Origin of the sequence: Nonomuraea sp. 10N515B (genome assembly GCF_052245915.1) — a bacterium.
Taxonomy (GTDB): domain Bacteria; phylum Actinomycetota; class Actinomycetes; order Streptosporangiales; family Streptosporangiaceae; genus Nonomuraea.
The window spans coordinates 1-13,266 of sequence record NZ_JBQQBQ010000123.1; the positions used below are offsets into that span (position 1 = coordinate 1).

The 13,266-nt window shown below is 69.1% G+C and carries 15 protein-coding genes and 1 pseudogene; 9 read left to right on the forward strand and 7 right to left on the reverse strand.

What is annotated here, in order from left to right; translation table 11 throughout:
* Positions 1-121 precede the first annotated feature (121 nt).
* From ACTWQA_RS57120 to ACTWQA_RS57130, 3 genes are read right to left on the reverse strand one after another with little or no spacing between them, the layout of a single operon-like run.
* A complete protein-coding gene (locus ACTWQA_RS57120; RefSeq protein WP_443167158.1) occupies positions 122-850 on the reverse strand; it encodes a MerR family transcriptional regulator in 729 nt (242 codons plus the stop codon).
* A gap of 16 nt (positions 851-866) precedes the next feature.
* Positions 867-2,291, reverse strand: a complete 1,425-nt coding sequence (locus ACTWQA_RS57125) for a serine hydrolase domain-containing protein (RefSeq protein WP_443167159.1) — start codon at positions 2,289-2,291, stop codon at positions 867-869.
* Positions 2,292-2,326: 35 nt separating this feature from the next.
* Positions 2,327-2,719, reverse strand: a complete 393-nt coding sequence (locus ACTWQA_RS57130) for an SbtR family transcriptional regulator (RefSeq protein ID WP_443167160.1) — start codon at positions 2,717-2,719, stop codon at positions 2,327-2,329.
* On the opposite strand from ACTWQA_RS57130, the gene ACTWQA_RS57135 reads away from it, so the two are divergent.
* A complete protein-coding gene (locus ACTWQA_RS57135; protein WP_443167161.1) occupies positions 2,688-3,029 on the forward strand; it encodes an alcohol dehydrogenase catalytic domain-containing protein in 342 nt (113 codons plus the stop codon). The genes ACTWQA_RS57130 and ACTWQA_RS57135 overlap by 32 nt on opposite strands.
* 63 nt (positions 3,030-3,092) lie before the next feature.
* Here ACTWQA_RS57135 and ACTWQA_RS57140 read toward each other — a convergent pair whose 3' ends face one another.
* Positions 3,093-3,521: a hypothetical protein gene (locus ACTWQA_RS57140; protein WP_443167162.1), complete on the reverse strand. Its 429-nt coding sequence runs from the start codon at positions 3,519-3,521 to the stop codon at positions 3,093-3,095.
* Positions 3,522-3,630: 109 nt separating this feature from the next.
* Between ACTWQA_RS57140 and ACTWQA_RS57145 the strand changes: the two genes are divergently transcribed.
* From ACTWQA_RS57145 to ACTWQA_RS57155, 3 genes are all read left to right on the forward strand, one after another.
* On the forward strand, positions 3,631-4,128 hold the full coding sequence (locus ACTWQA_RS57145) for a MarR family winged helix-turn-helix transcriptional regulator (protein ID WP_443167163.1): 498 nt from the start codon (positions 3,631-3,633) through the stop codon (positions 4,126-4,128).
* Positions 4,129-4,273: 145 nt separating this feature from the next.
* Positions 4,274-4,645, forward strand: coding sequence for an MmcQ/YjbR family DNA-binding protein (locus ACTWQA_RS57150; RefSeq protein WP_443167164.1), 372 nt, complete (start codon positions 4,274-4,276; stop codon positions 4,643-4,645).
* 230 nt (positions 4,646-4,875) lie between these two features.
* Positions 4,876-5,580: a DUF998 domain-containing protein gene (locus ACTWQA_RS57155; protein ID WP_443167165.1), complete on the forward strand. Its 705-nt coding sequence runs from the start codon at positions 4,876-4,878 to the stop codon at positions 5,578-5,580.
* A gap of 25 nt (positions 5,581-5,605) precedes the next feature.
* Here ACTWQA_RS57155 and ACTWQA_RS57160 read toward each other — a convergent pair whose 3' ends face one another.
* Positions 5,606-6,463, reverse strand: coding sequence for a helix-turn-helix transcriptional regulator (locus ACTWQA_RS57160; protein WP_443167166.1), 858 nt, complete (start codon positions 6,461-6,463; stop codon positions 5,606-5,608).
* Between the two features lie 86 nt (positions 6,464-6,549).
* Between ACTWQA_RS57160 and ACTWQA_RS57165 the strand changes: the two genes are divergently transcribed.
* Both ACTWQA_RS57165 and ACTWQA_RS57170 read left to right on the forward strand, forming a co-directional pair.
* Positions 6,550-7,332, forward strand: coding sequence for an SDR family NAD(P)-dependent oxidoreductase (locus ACTWQA_RS57165; RefSeq protein WP_443167167.1), 783 nt, complete (start codon positions 6,550-6,552; stop codon positions 7,330-7,332).
* 66 nt (positions 7,333-7,398) lie between these two features.
* Positions 7,399-8,214, forward strand: coding sequence for an SAM-dependent methyltransferase (locus ACTWQA_RS57170; RefSeq protein ID WP_443167168.1), 816 nt, complete (start codon positions 7,399-7,401; stop codon positions 8,212-8,214).
* A 26-nt stretch (positions 8,215-8,240) separates the two neighbouring features.
* On the opposite strand, the gene ACTWQA_RS57175 is transcribed toward ACTWQA_RS57170, so the two are convergent.
* Positions 8,241-11,039: an ATP-binding protein gene (locus ACTWQA_RS57175; protein WP_443167169.1), complete on the reverse strand. Its 2,799-nt coding sequence runs from the start codon at positions 11,037-11,039 to the stop codon at positions 8,241-8,243.
* A 179-nt stretch (positions 11,040-11,218) separates the two neighbouring features.
* On the opposite strand from ACTWQA_RS57175, the gene ACTWQA_RS57180 reads away from it, so the two are divergent.
* The 3 genes from ACTWQA_RS57180 (at position 11,219) to ACTWQA_RS57190 (ending at position 12,799) form a co-directional block, all read left to right on the forward strand.
* On the forward strand, positions 11,219-11,575 hold the full coding sequence (locus tag ACTWQA_RS57180; RefSeq protein WP_443167170.1) for a VOC family protein: 357 nt from the start codon (positions 11,219-11,221) through the stop codon (positions 11,573-11,575).
* A gap of 79 nt (positions 11,576-11,654) precedes the next feature.
* Positions 11,655-12,266 (forward strand): glyoxalase, encoded by a 612-nt coding sequence (locus ACTWQA_RS57185; protein ID WP_443167171.1) that lies wholly within the window; start codon positions 11,655-11,657, stop codon positions 12,264-12,266.
* Between the two features lie 80 nt (positions 12,267-12,346).
* Positions 12,347-12,799, forward strand: a complete 453-nt coding sequence (locus tag ACTWQA_RS57190) for an iron chaperone (protein ID WP_443167172.1) — start codon at positions 12,347-12,349, stop codon at positions 12,797-12,799.
* A 257-nt stretch (positions 12,800-13,056) separates the two neighbouring features.
* On the opposite strand, the pseudogene ACTWQA_RS57195 reads toward ACTWQA_RS57190, so the two are convergent.
* Positions 13,057-13,266, reverse strand: a pseudogene (locus tag ACTWQA_RS57195) (transposase); the annotation flags it as partial.

The following is a 13,266-nucleotide window of genomic DNA, read 5'->3' on the forward strand; positions in this document are numbered from 1 at the left end:
GGGCTACTCCACCGCTACATGCGGCACATGAACGGGCACATCGTGTCACCGTTTCGTCGCCAGCCGGAGCCCCCACCTCAGCCACAACCCCGATGCCTCGTCGGGCTGGGGCGAAGCCCCGTTAGCTTTTCATGAGTTGGGCGAGGCGGTCCCAAGCTGGGGATGAGGCTCCGGGCTGGGATTGCTGGGCCAATCGCGCGATGGTCGGGTTGTGGACGGGGCGGGTCTCGGCTCGGCTGTGGTGGTTGGTGAACCAGTTCCGGGTACGCTCCGCGAGGGCGGGGAGGCGGGGATCGTCCGGCGACCAGTCGTAGGCGGCGTCGTGTTCGAGGTAAAGAGCGCGGAACTCGGGATCGGTCATGAGCTCGCGTTTTTCGGCAATCCACACGGACGCGTCCTCGGGTGAGGCGGTTTGCATGAGGATCCAGCCGTCGCGTTCCAGGTGTATCGCTCGCTCACTGACGCCGAGTTCGCGCAAATCGTCGAGATAGTCGGCGACTTCCGGGGAAACGAAAAGCCGGTCGTCACCGCGCAACTGGGCGAGTTGATCGCGGGTTCGCTGCAGCTGCGCGATGCGGTCTTGGAGGGTGTGGTCGATCTCGGCGATGGCGGCCGTGAGCGTGTCCGGATCGGCGTCAAGAAGGTCTTTGATGCGGGCCAGTGGCACACCCGCATGGGCCATGGTCCTGATCTTGACGAGGTCGACGGCATCTTTGGCGGTGTAGCGCCGGTAGCCGGAGGAGTCGCGGTCGGGCTCGGCGAGCAGACCGCGCTCGTGATAGTGGCGGATGGCCTTGATGGTCACTCCGGCGTAGTCCGCGAGCTGGCCAATCGTGAGCATGCCGGACATCCTCCCACTCCAGTGATCAGACCCGCCGGGTCAGGCGGCCGCCGCCGTTGCGGAAGCGCGCTTGGCCGTCGCGGACGTCGTGGTAGGAGACGAGCAACAGGCGGAGATATCCGTCGAACGTCTCCAGCGGGTATCCGGCGGGCGCGAAGAGGCCGGGCCGGATCGGCACGTAGCGCTGCGGCGGGGCGGAGGTCATGCCGCCGGCGAACGCGGTGAAGATCCGCTCCTGCGCCTCGTCCGCCGGTTCGTAGGTCATCCGCTCCTCGAGCTGGCCGTCGACAATGCTGACGTCGATGCGGAGCTGGTTGGAGCGGTAGGTGCCCACGTAGGGGGTGAGGTCGACGTCCTGCTCCATCTCGGTGACCAGCTTGGGGATCTGGACGCCGAGATGCTCGCTCAGCAGCCACTGCAGGATCTGGTCCTGCAACATGATCGCCCCCGGGGTATTGCCGAAGGCGGTGAAGACCAGGTCGTGGTCGGGGACGACGCACAGGATGGACACGCCGCCGGGCGACGCGCCCGACATGGCGAGCACGGTCGTGTCGCCGAACGGGTACAGCACCCAGCCCAGGCCCATCGGCGGGACGTTCGGCGTCTCCATGTCGTGCGAGACCTGCTGCATCAGCACGGTCGACTCGGTCGACAGGACGCGCGTGCCAGAAGGGGACACGCCCCCCGCGAGGTGGGTGCGTCCGAAGGCGAGCAGGTCGGCGACGGTGCCGATCGGCGTGCCGCCGGCCGGCCCCCAGGTGTCGGGGAGCGTGAACATACTGGTGGGCTTGGGCGCCGTGGTCTCGAGGTCCAGAAAATGGCCGACCGCCGTGCTGCGCAGGATGGCCTGCTCGGCAGAGGTGCCGGAGTCGGGCATGCCGACCGGGGCGTAGATCGCGCGCGCCAGCAGGTCGTGGAAGGGCAGGCCGGTCACCACTTCCAGCAGGCGGCCCGCGACGATCATGCCGCCGTTGGAGTAGCTGAGCTGCTCGCCGGGTTCGAACAGTGCGCCGCAGTTGCTCGCCAGGCCCTTGACGTAGGCCCTCAGGGCGTCGCGACCCTTGTCGTCGGGGAAGTACAGGTCCGCATCGATGCCATTGGTGTGCCCGATAAGGTGCCGGACCAGGATCTTGTCCGCGGCGCCGGGCACGGCCAGCGCGAAGTCGGGAAGGTACTTCACGACCGGCGAGTCGAGGTCCAGCAGCCCGCGGTCGACCTGCTGGAGGACCAGGGTGGTGGTCAGGACCTTGGTGACGGAACCGAAGAGGAATCCGGTGTCCTGCAGCATCGGGGCGCCGGTGGCGACGTTCGCGGTGCCGTTAGCGACGACGGTCTGCTCGCCGGCGTGGTAGACGCCGGCGACGAACCCGGGGACGTTGTTGGACTCGCAGTAGGCGGCGACCTGCTCGCGGATCTGGGCTTCGACGGTGTGCAGTGCGTTGTTGTTCATGCGAGCCATCGTCGAGCCTTGACCTAGGGGCAAGGTCAAGGGGTACTGGCGCTCGTTCGCGGGCGGACCGCATCGATGAGGAGGTCGAGCAGGCGATCGGTCCGCTCCTGGGGGGCGCCGGCTGTGATGGCGAGGAACACGCCGATGAGCATCGTGGTGACGTCGTCGGGGTCGACGTCCGCGCGGAGCGTGCCCGCTGCCACACCGTGTTCGAGGATCGTGGCGATCGTGCTGGTGACGCGTTCCCGTGAGGGGGTGCGATACGCGGAGGCGAAAGCGGCGCGCAGCGTCTCGATCATCCCGCGTTTGGTGGCGACGAATGTGGCGTAGCGGCCCATCCAGGCCAGGAGCGCGACGTCGGCGGGGTGCTGTTCGAGCAGGGTGGGGACGCTCGTGGTGACGTCGTCGAGCTCGGCGGCATATGGCAACCCCGACGTTCTCCAACTCGTCGACCGCACCCTGCCCACGCCCGGCCCTGGCGAGGTTCGCGTCCAGGTCGCCGTGCCCGGGGTCAACCCGACCGACTGGCAGACCCGCTCCGGCGCCCACCCCGGGCATTTCCCCGAAGTCACCCCGCACCTCAACGGCGCCGGCGTGATCGACGCCGTCGTGCCGCTTCCCGCTCGACCGTACCGCCGACGCGCACCGGGCAGTGGAGAGCGGCACGGTCGGCAAGGTCCTGGTGGACGTCACGTCGTGACGCTTGGACGACATCCGCGAACCGCTAGTCATCCGTGACGGCGGAATCCCGCCTTGCTCCATCGTCCGCTCCCGGGTCCCGACGGGGCGAGAGTGGGAGCGTCAGGCCAGGCCCTGGTCCTGCATCATCTTCATCGGGTCCTCATGGCTGAGCGCGAAGACCATCTTGGGACCGCCCTCCTTGAGGAAGAGGATGTAGGACGCGTCGTGCACCAGCTCGACGACCTCCCCGTCCTGCTTCTTGATCGCCATCCGGCCGCGCGTCTTGACCAGCGTGTAGGTCTCGTTCAGCGGCACCTCTTCGTACGGGTAGACGTTGACCGAGACGAACCCCATCGCCTCAAGGTAGTCCTTGCGCTCGTTGATGCCGGCGAGAAATTCGCCCTTCTCCAGCGCGAGCACCTCACCGTTCGGGTCGGCGCCGACCAGCGTGCCGCCGATGCAGTCGCCCAGTAAGTCAGGGTTGAAGGCGTTATTCGCCGCGTTGTACCGCTCGAAGAAGGCGCTGATCTGGTCACTCACTGTCGCCATGCCGTACCCTCCACATCGCGACAGCGGATCACTGCCGCACTCGATGAAATTTATCTTAGTCACTAAGATAGTTTGTACCCTAGGGACCGCTCAGACGGGATGTCAAGCAATGCCTGCCGACCGCGATGACCTGCTGCGTGCGCTCGAGGCGGAAGGCCGCCGGAGCACCACGGATGGTGTGCACTTCATGCAGGCGATCGCCGAACGAAGCGGCATGAGCCTGACCGACCTGCAGTGCCTCAACATCCTGGCGGGCACCGGCCCCATCACCGCCGGGCAACTGGCACAGGAGATGCGGCTGACCACCGGGGCGATCACCGGCCTCGTCAACCGGCTCGAAAAGGCGGGCTACGTCCGGCGCGACAAGGATCCCGCGGACGGCCGGCGCGCCGTCATCAGCCTCGTCACCGAGGCCATGGAACGTGACGGCGCCAACCTCCTCGGCCCACGGGACCAGATCATGGAAACGCTCTTCGACGGCTACGACGAGCGCGAGCTGGCCGTCATCCTCGACTTCCTGCGCCGGACGAACGCGATGCGAGAAGCCGAGACGGCGCGGATCCGCGCCGAGATCAGCGCGAAGATGAACGAGCAACCGACGTACTGAGGCGGCCCAGGGGTCAGCGGCTCACCCGGAAGGCCACCGATCCTTCGTCGAAGCTCCCGCCGTGCTCGCGGAGTCGCCACAGCCACCTGCGGCGAATTCGGTGTTTGCGAAGGAGCCATCGGGCGATCCGCCATGGTGAGATGTGATGGTGCGCGACTCACGACGTGACCGGGTGATCGCAGCGTGCGGCGCGCTGCCAGGATCCGTAGAGGACTACCCGTTCGGCGATGAGGTGGCGGTGTTCAAGGTCGCCGGCAAGATGTTCGCGCTGGTGATGCTGGGCCAGCCGCCCGGTAGCGTCAGCCTCAAATGCGACCCGGACCTCGCGGTCACCCTGCGCGGCCAGTATGCCGCGATCATCGCGGGCTACCACCTCAACAAGCGGCACTGGAACACCGTCACGCTCGACGGCTCCGTACCCGACGATGAGCTTCTTGACCTGATCGATCATTCCTACGAGCTCGTCGTGTCCCGCCTGCCCAGGGCCCAACGGGACAACCTGAAACCTGACCGGTAGTCCCAAGAGGCCGCGGCTAACCCGCTGGTCCAACCTCTCCACCGACAGAAGCCCTTCGTGTCCCCTCCGGATGAACTTCGCTTGGGGCGAGTGCCGAGCTGTGGCACGGCGCCTGGTGCAACACTCGGCCAGGCCTCGAGCTGAACCCGTCGGCACGGCTCATCAGGGGTGGCTACATGTCTGTCAGGCTGGATTGACGGCACCATGCGTGTCAATCTAGCCTGACAGACATGCGAACCATCACACCGCCCGCGCCCGGCCACGGCGCGCCACAGGCGAACCCCCATGACAGGATCACCAGACGCTTAGTGCTGTGCGGGGCGGTCACCGGGCCGCTGTTCGTCCTCGCGCTGCTCCTCCAGGGCGCAGTCCGCGCCGGCTACGACCCGCTGCGCCACCCGGGCAGCTCGCTCACGCTCGGCGAGTACGGCTGGGTCCAGGCGGCCAACTTCATCGTCGCCGGCGTGCTGTCGCTGGCCTTCGCCTTCGGGCTGCGCCGGGCGCTCGGGGGCGCGGTCTGGGGTCCGATCCTGGTGGGGATCTGGGCGCTCGGATTCATCGGCGCCGGAGTGTTGACCAGCGATCCGGTGAGCGGGTATCCCCCGGGCACCCCCGCGATGTTGCCGGAGCACAGCAGTCTGGAGGCCGCACTCCACGATCTCTTCTCACTGCTGGGGTTCGTCGCACTCGTCTTGGCGTGCGTGGTGCTCGCGCGGAGAGGGGGAGCCGGGTGGGCTGTCTACTCGGTGACCAGCGCGGTGGCGTTCCTGGTGGCCATGGCGCTGGCCTCGGCCGCGTTCGCGCAGGATCCCGCGCTGGTCGCCTACGGCGGGCTCCTGCAGCGCACTGCGGTGATCATCGGGTGGGCGTGGCTCACCGTGCTGGCGGTGCGCATGCTGCGAGGCAGCACTAGAGCAGGACGGTCACGAGAATGATCGCCATAGCATGGACCGTGTCGACTCAGAGCGACCTGCTCGCCTTGACTCCCTCGGGTCCAAGGACGTTCAGAAGAGCCAGCGCCTCGGCGCCAGAGGATCCTGGCGGCGCGCTGTAGAGCACGAGGTGCTGGTCGCGGTCCGTGAGCGTGAGCGCGTCGCAGTCGACGGTGATCTCCCCGACGACCGGGTGACGGAACGTCTTCGTGAGCATCGGCGCGGCCTGCACGTCGTGCCGCTCCCAGAGCCGGGCGAAGTCGGGGCTGGCGTCGCGGAGCTCGTCGACGAGTCCGGTCACCGCGGGGTCGGACGGGTATCGGGCGAGGGTGGAGCGCAGCTCCATGACGACGTTCAGCCGGAACTCCGCGGCGTCGGAGATCCCGTACATGGTCGCATCGGCGCGCGCCGACCCGAGGAATGCCCGGCGCGCGAGATTGCGGTCCTCCGGGGCGAGCTCGGCGAAGTCCTCCATCAGCGCGGCCGCGAGGCCGTTCCACGCGAGCACCTCGAACGCGGCGGACGTCACGAAGGCGGCCGTCTGCGGCAGCCGCTCGAGGAGCGCGAGGATGCTCGGGCGTACGTCGCGCCGGTGCAGCCGGGTACGGCTCGGCGCCGTGCCCGCCAGGACGTGGAGGTGATCGGACTCGGCGTCGGTGAGCCGCAGCGCGCCTGCGATCCCGGCGAGGACCTCGCCCGACGGCCGCGGCGCCCTGCCCTGCTCGAGCCGGACATAGTACTCCGTGGAGATGTGCGCAAGAACCGCCACCTCCTCCCGGCGCAGACCCGGTGTCCGGCGTCGCGGGCCCGAGGGAAGGCCGACGTCCTCCGGCCGGAGCCGCTCGCGACGGCTGCGGAGGAACGCCCCAAGTTCCTGCTTGTTCATACCTCGAGTCTGCACGCTGCACGGCGACGGATCCTGGTACAGCTTGTGCCTGCATCCGGTCTGGAGGCCGGCCTGACACTGGCGTCATGACGAACAACATCGGCATCGCACCCATCGGCCTGCTCACCGGCAAGGTGGTGTTCATCACCGGCGCCAGCCGCGGCATCGGGGAGGCAGCGGCCCGGCTCTTCGCCTCCGAGGGCGCCGCCGTCGTGCTCGCCGCCCGCGGCACCGACGCCCTCCAGCGGATCGTCACGGAGATCCGCGCCGACGGCGGCGTCGCCGACGCCGTCACCCTGGACCTCGCCGACCGTACGAGCATCCACGCCGCGGTCGACCGCGTCGAGGAGCTGCACGGACGGCTCGATGGCGCGTTCAACAACGGCGCGACGATCCAGCAGCCCGGCCCGCTCCACACCACGAGCGACGAGGACATCGACGTGCAGTTCGCCGTGAACTTCCGCTCGCACTGGACCGCCATGACCGCCGAGGCCGCGCTCATGCGACGCAACGGTGGCGGGGCGATCGTCAACACCTCGAGCATCGGCAGCCGCCGCGCGAACCCCGCCCTCCCCGCGTACGGCGCCATGAAGCGCGCACTCAACAGCATCACCGAGACCGCCGCCGTGAGCTGGGCCCATGACGGCATCCGGGTGAACGGCATCACCCCCGGCGGCACCGCCACGGAGATGATGGATGCGTGGGAGGCGGTGACCCCCGGCATCGTCGAGCAAGCAAAGGCATCGATCCCGCTCGGTCGGATGGCCGAGCCTCGCGAGGTCGCCGAGGTGGCCGCGTGGCTGCTCAGCGACCGGGCCTCGATGGTGACCGGCGCGATCGTGCCGGTGGACGGCGGCGCCGGTGCCTGAAAGACATCCCGGGAGCTAAACGGATGAACTAAGATCTTTTTGGCTGAACCGGAGTGAGGAGACGGCATGACGGAGCACGAGCAGGCGCCGGCCGGGGTGGACGTCACGGTGCCGAGCGTCGCTCGCATGTACGACTACCTGCTCGGCGGCAAGGACAACTTCCCCGCCGATCGTGAGGCCGCCGCCCATATCATCCGGCTCTCCCCCAATGCGAGAGAGGTCGCGCGGGCCAACCGGGCGTTCCTGGGGCGAGCCGTGGCCGCGGTCGCCGAAAACGGGATCCGCCAGTTCCTCGACATCGGCACCGGCCTGCCGACCCAGGAGAACGTGCATCAGGTGGCCGGGCGGGTCTCCCCCGGGTCCCGGGTGGTCTACGTCGACAACGACCCGATCGTCCTGGTGCACGCTCGCGCCCTGCTGGCGGAGACCGCGGACACCATCGTGGTCGAGGGCGACATGCGGGACCCCCAGGCAATCCTCGGCAATCCGGACGTCGCCCGCCACCTCGACTTCGGGCAGCCGCTGGCCGTGCTCATGGTCGCGGTGCTGCACTTCATCCCCGACGACGACCTGGCCCAGACCATCGTCCGCACCGTTCGCGAGTCCCTGCCCTCCGGAAGTCATCTGATCATCTCCCACGTGGTCGTGGGCGAGCTCGACAGCGATGTGGTGGGCGAGGGCCGCGACGTGTACCGCAAGACCAGCGCGGGCAACGTGACCCCGCGCACGCGCGAACAGATCGCTGGCTTCTTCGAGGGCCTGGAGATGCTGGAGCCGGGTCTGGTCTCGACGAGCGATTGGCGCCCGAACGTCGCCCTGGACCCGTCCCTTGCCGGTCCGACCGGCGCCGACATCATCTGCGGCGTCGGCCGCGTACCCTGACGGTCTTCACGACGGCTCTGAGATCATCATGGGTGCCGGGGCAGGACCATCGGGGCAAAGCCGAGATCGGCGAGCGCGGCCGCGCCGCGGACGGCATGCTCGCCACCGGCGAGCACCAGCGTCCGCGCCGACTGATAGCGACAGCCGACGGCGTCAAACGCATCTACCGTGGCGAGCAACCGCTCCTGGTCATTGTCGAGCAGCGCCTGCGCCCGCTCCACAAGCGCACCGGCGACCGGGTTACCGGCCACGACGGTCCGAGCCTCAGCCAGACGGTCGCCGACATCGGAACCCCTGGCGAGCACGGCAGCCTCGGCGCGCAGCGCCACATACCAGTGAAGCCAGATCCAGGTGACCCACTGCCACACCTCGCCAGGCTCAGGCGCCATCCGCTCCAGCGCCTCCGGTGCCTGCCCACGGTGGAGCAGCAGCATCGCGTCGAAGACCGCCCCGTAGCCGTACGTATTCCCCGGTGAGGAGTCGAGCTGACCCAGCACCGCGCTCCATTCGCCCCGGGCATCCTGGTCGTCGCGCAGACCGTGGATCGTCGCCACCGCAGCCGCCGGCGGACCGAGGACGGACCTGGCGGGGCTGCCGGCCCGCTGCCAGGCGTCGAGGAACCGAACGCTGCCGGTGAGCACCTCGTCGACGTTGCCCGCCAACGTGTCGGCCACAAGGAGCCAGCCCGTGGCACGATGGCCGACCTCCGCCAGCAACGGATGATCCGCGAGTTGCCGCGCCCACCGGCGCGCACCTGGCAGGTCCCCCACGCCGAGGCTGGCCTCGGTGACCTCACCAAGAGCCTCGATCAGCTCATGGGTACCCGCCGGTGTATCCGGCGTGGAGGAGAGCAGCGTGACCCGGCGCCGGGCCGTGGCGGCGACGGCGAACGTGTCACCGGCCCAGCTCTGGGCGCCGGCGAGCGTATCGAGCGCGGCGGACTCGGCGAGCGGGTCACCCGTGCGGTGAGCGAGCTCGACCGCTCGTTCGGCGCGCGCGATCGTCACCGCGACCGAGTCGTCGTCTCGGCCCTGTGCGGCACCGATCGCGTCGGTGAGCGCCCGCCCGGCCTCGGCCAGAGCCACCGCCGCCTGCGCGGCCGGGTCGTCGCCGGCCAGTTCCCGCGCCTGGGTGATGAGCGCGATCGCCTCTTCCGGCGGCAGCTTCCGTACGAACTTGCCGGAGAACCGGTAGGCGTTGCTGGCGGCGGTCGCCAGGTCACAGGCGGCACCGGCGGTGTCGCCTGACCGGCGGGCGGCGTCCGCGGCCGCGCGGTGCAGGCGGTCCATGTCATCACCACGCATCCGGCAGCCGGCCACGGCCGCGGCCTGCCGGAGCATCGACGCGGAGGCGGCAGGGTCGTCGGCAAGCGCGGCGGCCTGCTCATAGCGCCCCTGAGACTCGCCGATCAGGCGACGGGTGAAGGTCAGCTCCGCCAGGCACCGGGCGAGACGGTACGCGTCCGCGCGCTGTTCCGGCTGGTCGGCCGCCCACGCCAGGGCGGCGCGCAGGTCGTCCGCCACCGCGTCGAACCGGGCCCGCCAGTCCGCCCGCGCCACCGCCAGCTCGGCGGCCCCGGCCAAGCACCAGCGAACGTGGCGGGATCGAGTCTCGACCAGCTCACCGGCCTCGGACAGCCGCTCCATCCCGTACTGACGGATGGTCTCCAACGCCCGATACCTGGTCCCGCTCGGGGACGCCGTCACCACCAGCAGGCTCTGTTCGGCCAGCCGGGCCAGGCCCTCGGCGACCAGGCCTTCCTCGTCCCCGGCCACCTCCGCCGCCGCGGCAGCGGTGAACGACGCCACGAACACCGACACCCGGCGCAGCAGCGCCCGGTCGGCCGGCTCCAGCAAAGCATGGCTCCAGTCCAGCGCCCCCCGTACCGAACGATGCCGCTCATCCGCGCGGGAGCCGCCGGTGAGCATCCGCAGCGGGTGGGACAGGGCGGCGGTGATGCCGTCCAGCCCGAGCGTGGGATACCGGGCGGCGGCCAGCTCGATCGCCAGCGCCATCCCATCCAGCCGCGCACAGATCGCGGCGATCTGGTCGCGCAGTGGAGGATCCATCGGCCGGCCGACCGCCGCCGCCCGATCCATGAACAACGCGACCGCGTCCGACTGCCCATCGACGGCCAGCGACAGCGGCGGGACCGGATACACCCGTTCAAAGGGCACCATCAGCCGTGCCCGGCTGGTCGCCAGCACCGTCACTCGAGGGCACGTCCCCAGCACCCGCTCGAGAAACAGCGCCACCCCGTCCACCACTTGCTCGCAGTTGTCCAGCACCAGCAGCGCATGACGGTCGGCCAGCGCGGCGACCACGGACTCGGTCATCTCGCGGCCGGGCTGCTCACCGAGGCCGAGCGCCCCGGCGACCGCGGTCGCGATCATGCCCGGATCGGTGACCGGGACCAGGTCGACGAACCACACCCCGTCGGAGTAGTCCCCGGCTGCGTCCGCGGCGACCGCCAACGCGAGCCGGGTCTTGCCCACTCCGCCGGGACCGATCGCGGTCACCTGGCGCTGCGCCTTGATCATCTCGATCAGCTCGGCCCGCTCGCTCACCCGCCCGATGAACGAGGTCAGCGGGGCCGGCAGAACCGGTGCCGGTTGAGACGGGCCGGCGCCGACGGGCTCGGGCGCACGCTGGGCGAGCGCCCGCCGATCCGGCAGCTCCAGCTTGCACAGCAGCGAGGAGACGTGACTCTCCACGGTACGCACCGAGATGAACAGCCGCGCCGCGATCTCAGCGTTGCTGAGATGGGCCCCGACCAGTTCCAGTACCTCGGCTTCCCGAGGCGAGATCTCCGCTGCTGCCAGCACTGTCCCAGTTTGCCGCATTTCCTCCGCACCACCCATCCGTAGTGGCCACCGTGCGCGATCCGTGTCCTCGATCCGTGGTCGTTCCGTGGTCACCACGGATGTGGGTCGGCCGGTCCGGAAGCAAAGCTGTGAGTACGCAGACAGCGGGTCGATGAGACCCACGACCGACAGGAGTGACCGTGACCGGCTCGTCCACCCAGGGAATCAAGACCGTGCTGCACCCCGTGTCCGACCTGGAGAAGGCCAAGGCAGTGTACGTGGCCCTGCTCGGTGTCGCGCCGCAGCACGACTCGCCCTACTACGTGGGCTTCGAGGCCGAGGGCCAGCACATCGGCCTGGTGCCGGGCGGTGGACCGCAGGGCATGACCTCGCCGGTGGCCTACTGGCACGTACTGGACATCGACGCGAAGCTGGCCGAGCTGACCGCCGCGGGCGCCATCGTGAAGGAGGCCGCGCACGAGGTCGGCGGCGGCCGTCTGGTGGCCACCGTCACCGACCCCGATGGCAACGTCCTCGGACTGATCCAGGACCGCTAAGCGCCGGCCTCCCCTGCCATATCCGCCGCACAGCGGCCACCGACAAGACGACAAACCCCCTTCACCCAAAGGACCTGCCATGACCTCCTTCGCATCCATCACCCTGGAAGTTCCCGACCCCACGGCCGCGGAGGCCTTCTACAAGGCCTTCGGCCTTGAGGGCTTCGTGAACGTACGCGCCTCGGATGCGCCGGCGACCGGCTTCCGTGGGTTCGCACTGTCACTCGTGGTGTCCCAGCCGGGCAACGTCGACGCCTTCATCGCCGCCGCCCTCGACGCCGGCGCCACGACGCTGAAGCCGGCCACGAAGAGCTTCTGGGGCTACGGCGGCGTCGTACGCGCCCCGGACGGGACGATCTGCAAGATCGCGACCTCGAAGAAGAAGGACACCGGCCCTGCCGCCCTGCACCTCGACCAGGTCGCGCTCCTGCTGGGAGTGGCGGACGTCAAGGCGAGCAAGCGCTTCTACGCCGACCGCGGCCTGGCCGTGGGGAAGAGCTTCGGCGGCAAGTACGTCGAGTTCGACACCCCGTCGTCGGCCGTCACGCTGGCGCTCTACCCGCGCCGCGCCCTCGCCAAGGACACCGGCGTCTCCGAGGAGGGCACCGGCTCGCACCGGATCGTGTTCGGCAGCGACGCCGACCCCTTCACCGACCCGGACGGGTTCGTCTGGGAGACCGCATCCGTCTGAGACCCCGCGGCGGGGTGACCTCGACCGAGCCGTCCCTTCTCAAGATTCCGAAAATCAAGCTCCTCCAGGAGGAAATCGCCATGAGCAGCACCGAAAGCAGCACGTACGAGGGTTTCACGGCCGAGGAGCGGGCCGCGATGAAGGATCACGCCCAAGACCAGAAGAAGGCAGCGCGCCGCGCCTCACGTGCGGACAAGGCGGCGCAGGACCTGCAGGACGTACTCGCGAAGATCGCCGAGATGCAAGAATCGGACCGGATCATGGCCGAGCGCGTCCATGCCGTCATCACCGCCAGCGCCCCGGTCCTCGCCCCGAAGCTCTGGTACGGGATGCCCGCCTACGCGCTGGACGGCAAGCTCGTCTGCCACTTCCAGCCCGCGACGAAGTTCAAGACGCGCTACGCGACGCTCGGGTTCAGCGACCAGGCGAACCTGGACGACGGCGCGATGTGGGCTGCCGGTTTCGCCCTGACCGAGGTGACGGCCGAGGTGGAGGCGCGGATCAGCGCGCTGGTGAAGCAGGCAGTGAGCTGAGGCTCGCCCAGCGGGCTCGGTCTTACAACATGAGAACCGTTCGGTCCTGCGGCCGGGCCCGCCGTCCAAAGCCGACGACACCAGGAGGTATGCGCTGCGGACAGCAAGAAAGCGCCGGAAGCACGTGCGGCCATTGCTCAAATACGTACGCAAAACTCATCGAGAGCACCCAGCTCCGACGTAAAGCGATGAAGCAGAAAACGATGACCGCAGACGTTGACGTCAAGCCGTGCCCCACTCAATCATCCTTATGGCTCGTCGCGCCAAGCCTTGGGTCGTTCGGCCAGCCAGGTCTTGAACGCCTGCTTGGAGCGGCCCTCGACTATGTCCAGCAGCCGCACCGGCCCGGTGCCGTCACGGATCCCGGTGAGGTCGATGATCATGGTGACGTACTTGTCGCCGCGGCGGGTGTGTCGCCACACGTGCTCGTCGACCCCGATCACGTGGACGCCGTCGAAGCGATGCTC

Coding starts and splice junctions, on each gene's coding strand:
- ACTWQA_RS57120 (WP_443167158.1), bottom strand. CDS start 850: ATGTCCGGCATGCTCACGATTGGCCAGCTCGCGGACTACGCCGGAGTG.
- ACTWQA_RS57125 (WP_443167159.1), bottom strand. CDS start 2,291: ATGAACAACAACGCACTGCACACCGTCGAAGCCCAGATCCGCGAGCAG.
- ACTWQA_RS57140 (WP_443167162.1), bottom strand. CDS start 3,521: ATGGCGACAGTGAGTGACCAGATCAGCGCCTTCTTCGAGCGGTACAAC.
- ACTWQA_RS57145 (WP_443167163.1), top strand. CDS start 3,631: ATGCCTGCCGACCGCGATGACCTGCTGCGTGCGCTCGAGGCGGAAGGC.
- ACTWQA_RS57150 (WP_443167164.1), top strand. CDS start 4,274: ATGGTGCGCGACTCACGACGTGACCGGGTGATCGCAGCGTGCGGCGCG.
- ACTWQA_RS57155 (WP_443167165.1), top strand. CDS start 4,876: ATGCGAACCATCACACCGCCCGCGCCCGGCCACGGCGCGCCACAGGCG.
- ACTWQA_RS57160 (WP_443167166.1), bottom strand. CDS start 6,463: ATGAACAAGCAGGAACTTGGGGCGTTCCTCCGCAGCCGTCGCGAGCGG.
- ACTWQA_RS57165 (WP_443167167.1), top strand. CDS start 6,550: ATGACGAACAACATCGGCATCGCACCCATCGGCCTGCTCACCGGCAAG.
- ACTWQA_RS57170 (WP_443167168.1), top strand. CDS start 7,399: ATGACGGAGCACGAGCAGGCGCCGGCCGGGGTGGACGTCACGGTGCCG.
- ACTWQA_RS57185 (WP_443167171.1), top strand. CDS start 11,655: ATGACCTCCTTCGCATCCATCACCCTGGAAGTTCCCGACCCCACGGCC.
- ACTWQA_RS57190 (WP_443167172.1), top strand. CDS start 12,347: ATGAGCAGCACCGAAAGCAGCACGTACGAGGGTTTCACGGCCGAGGAG.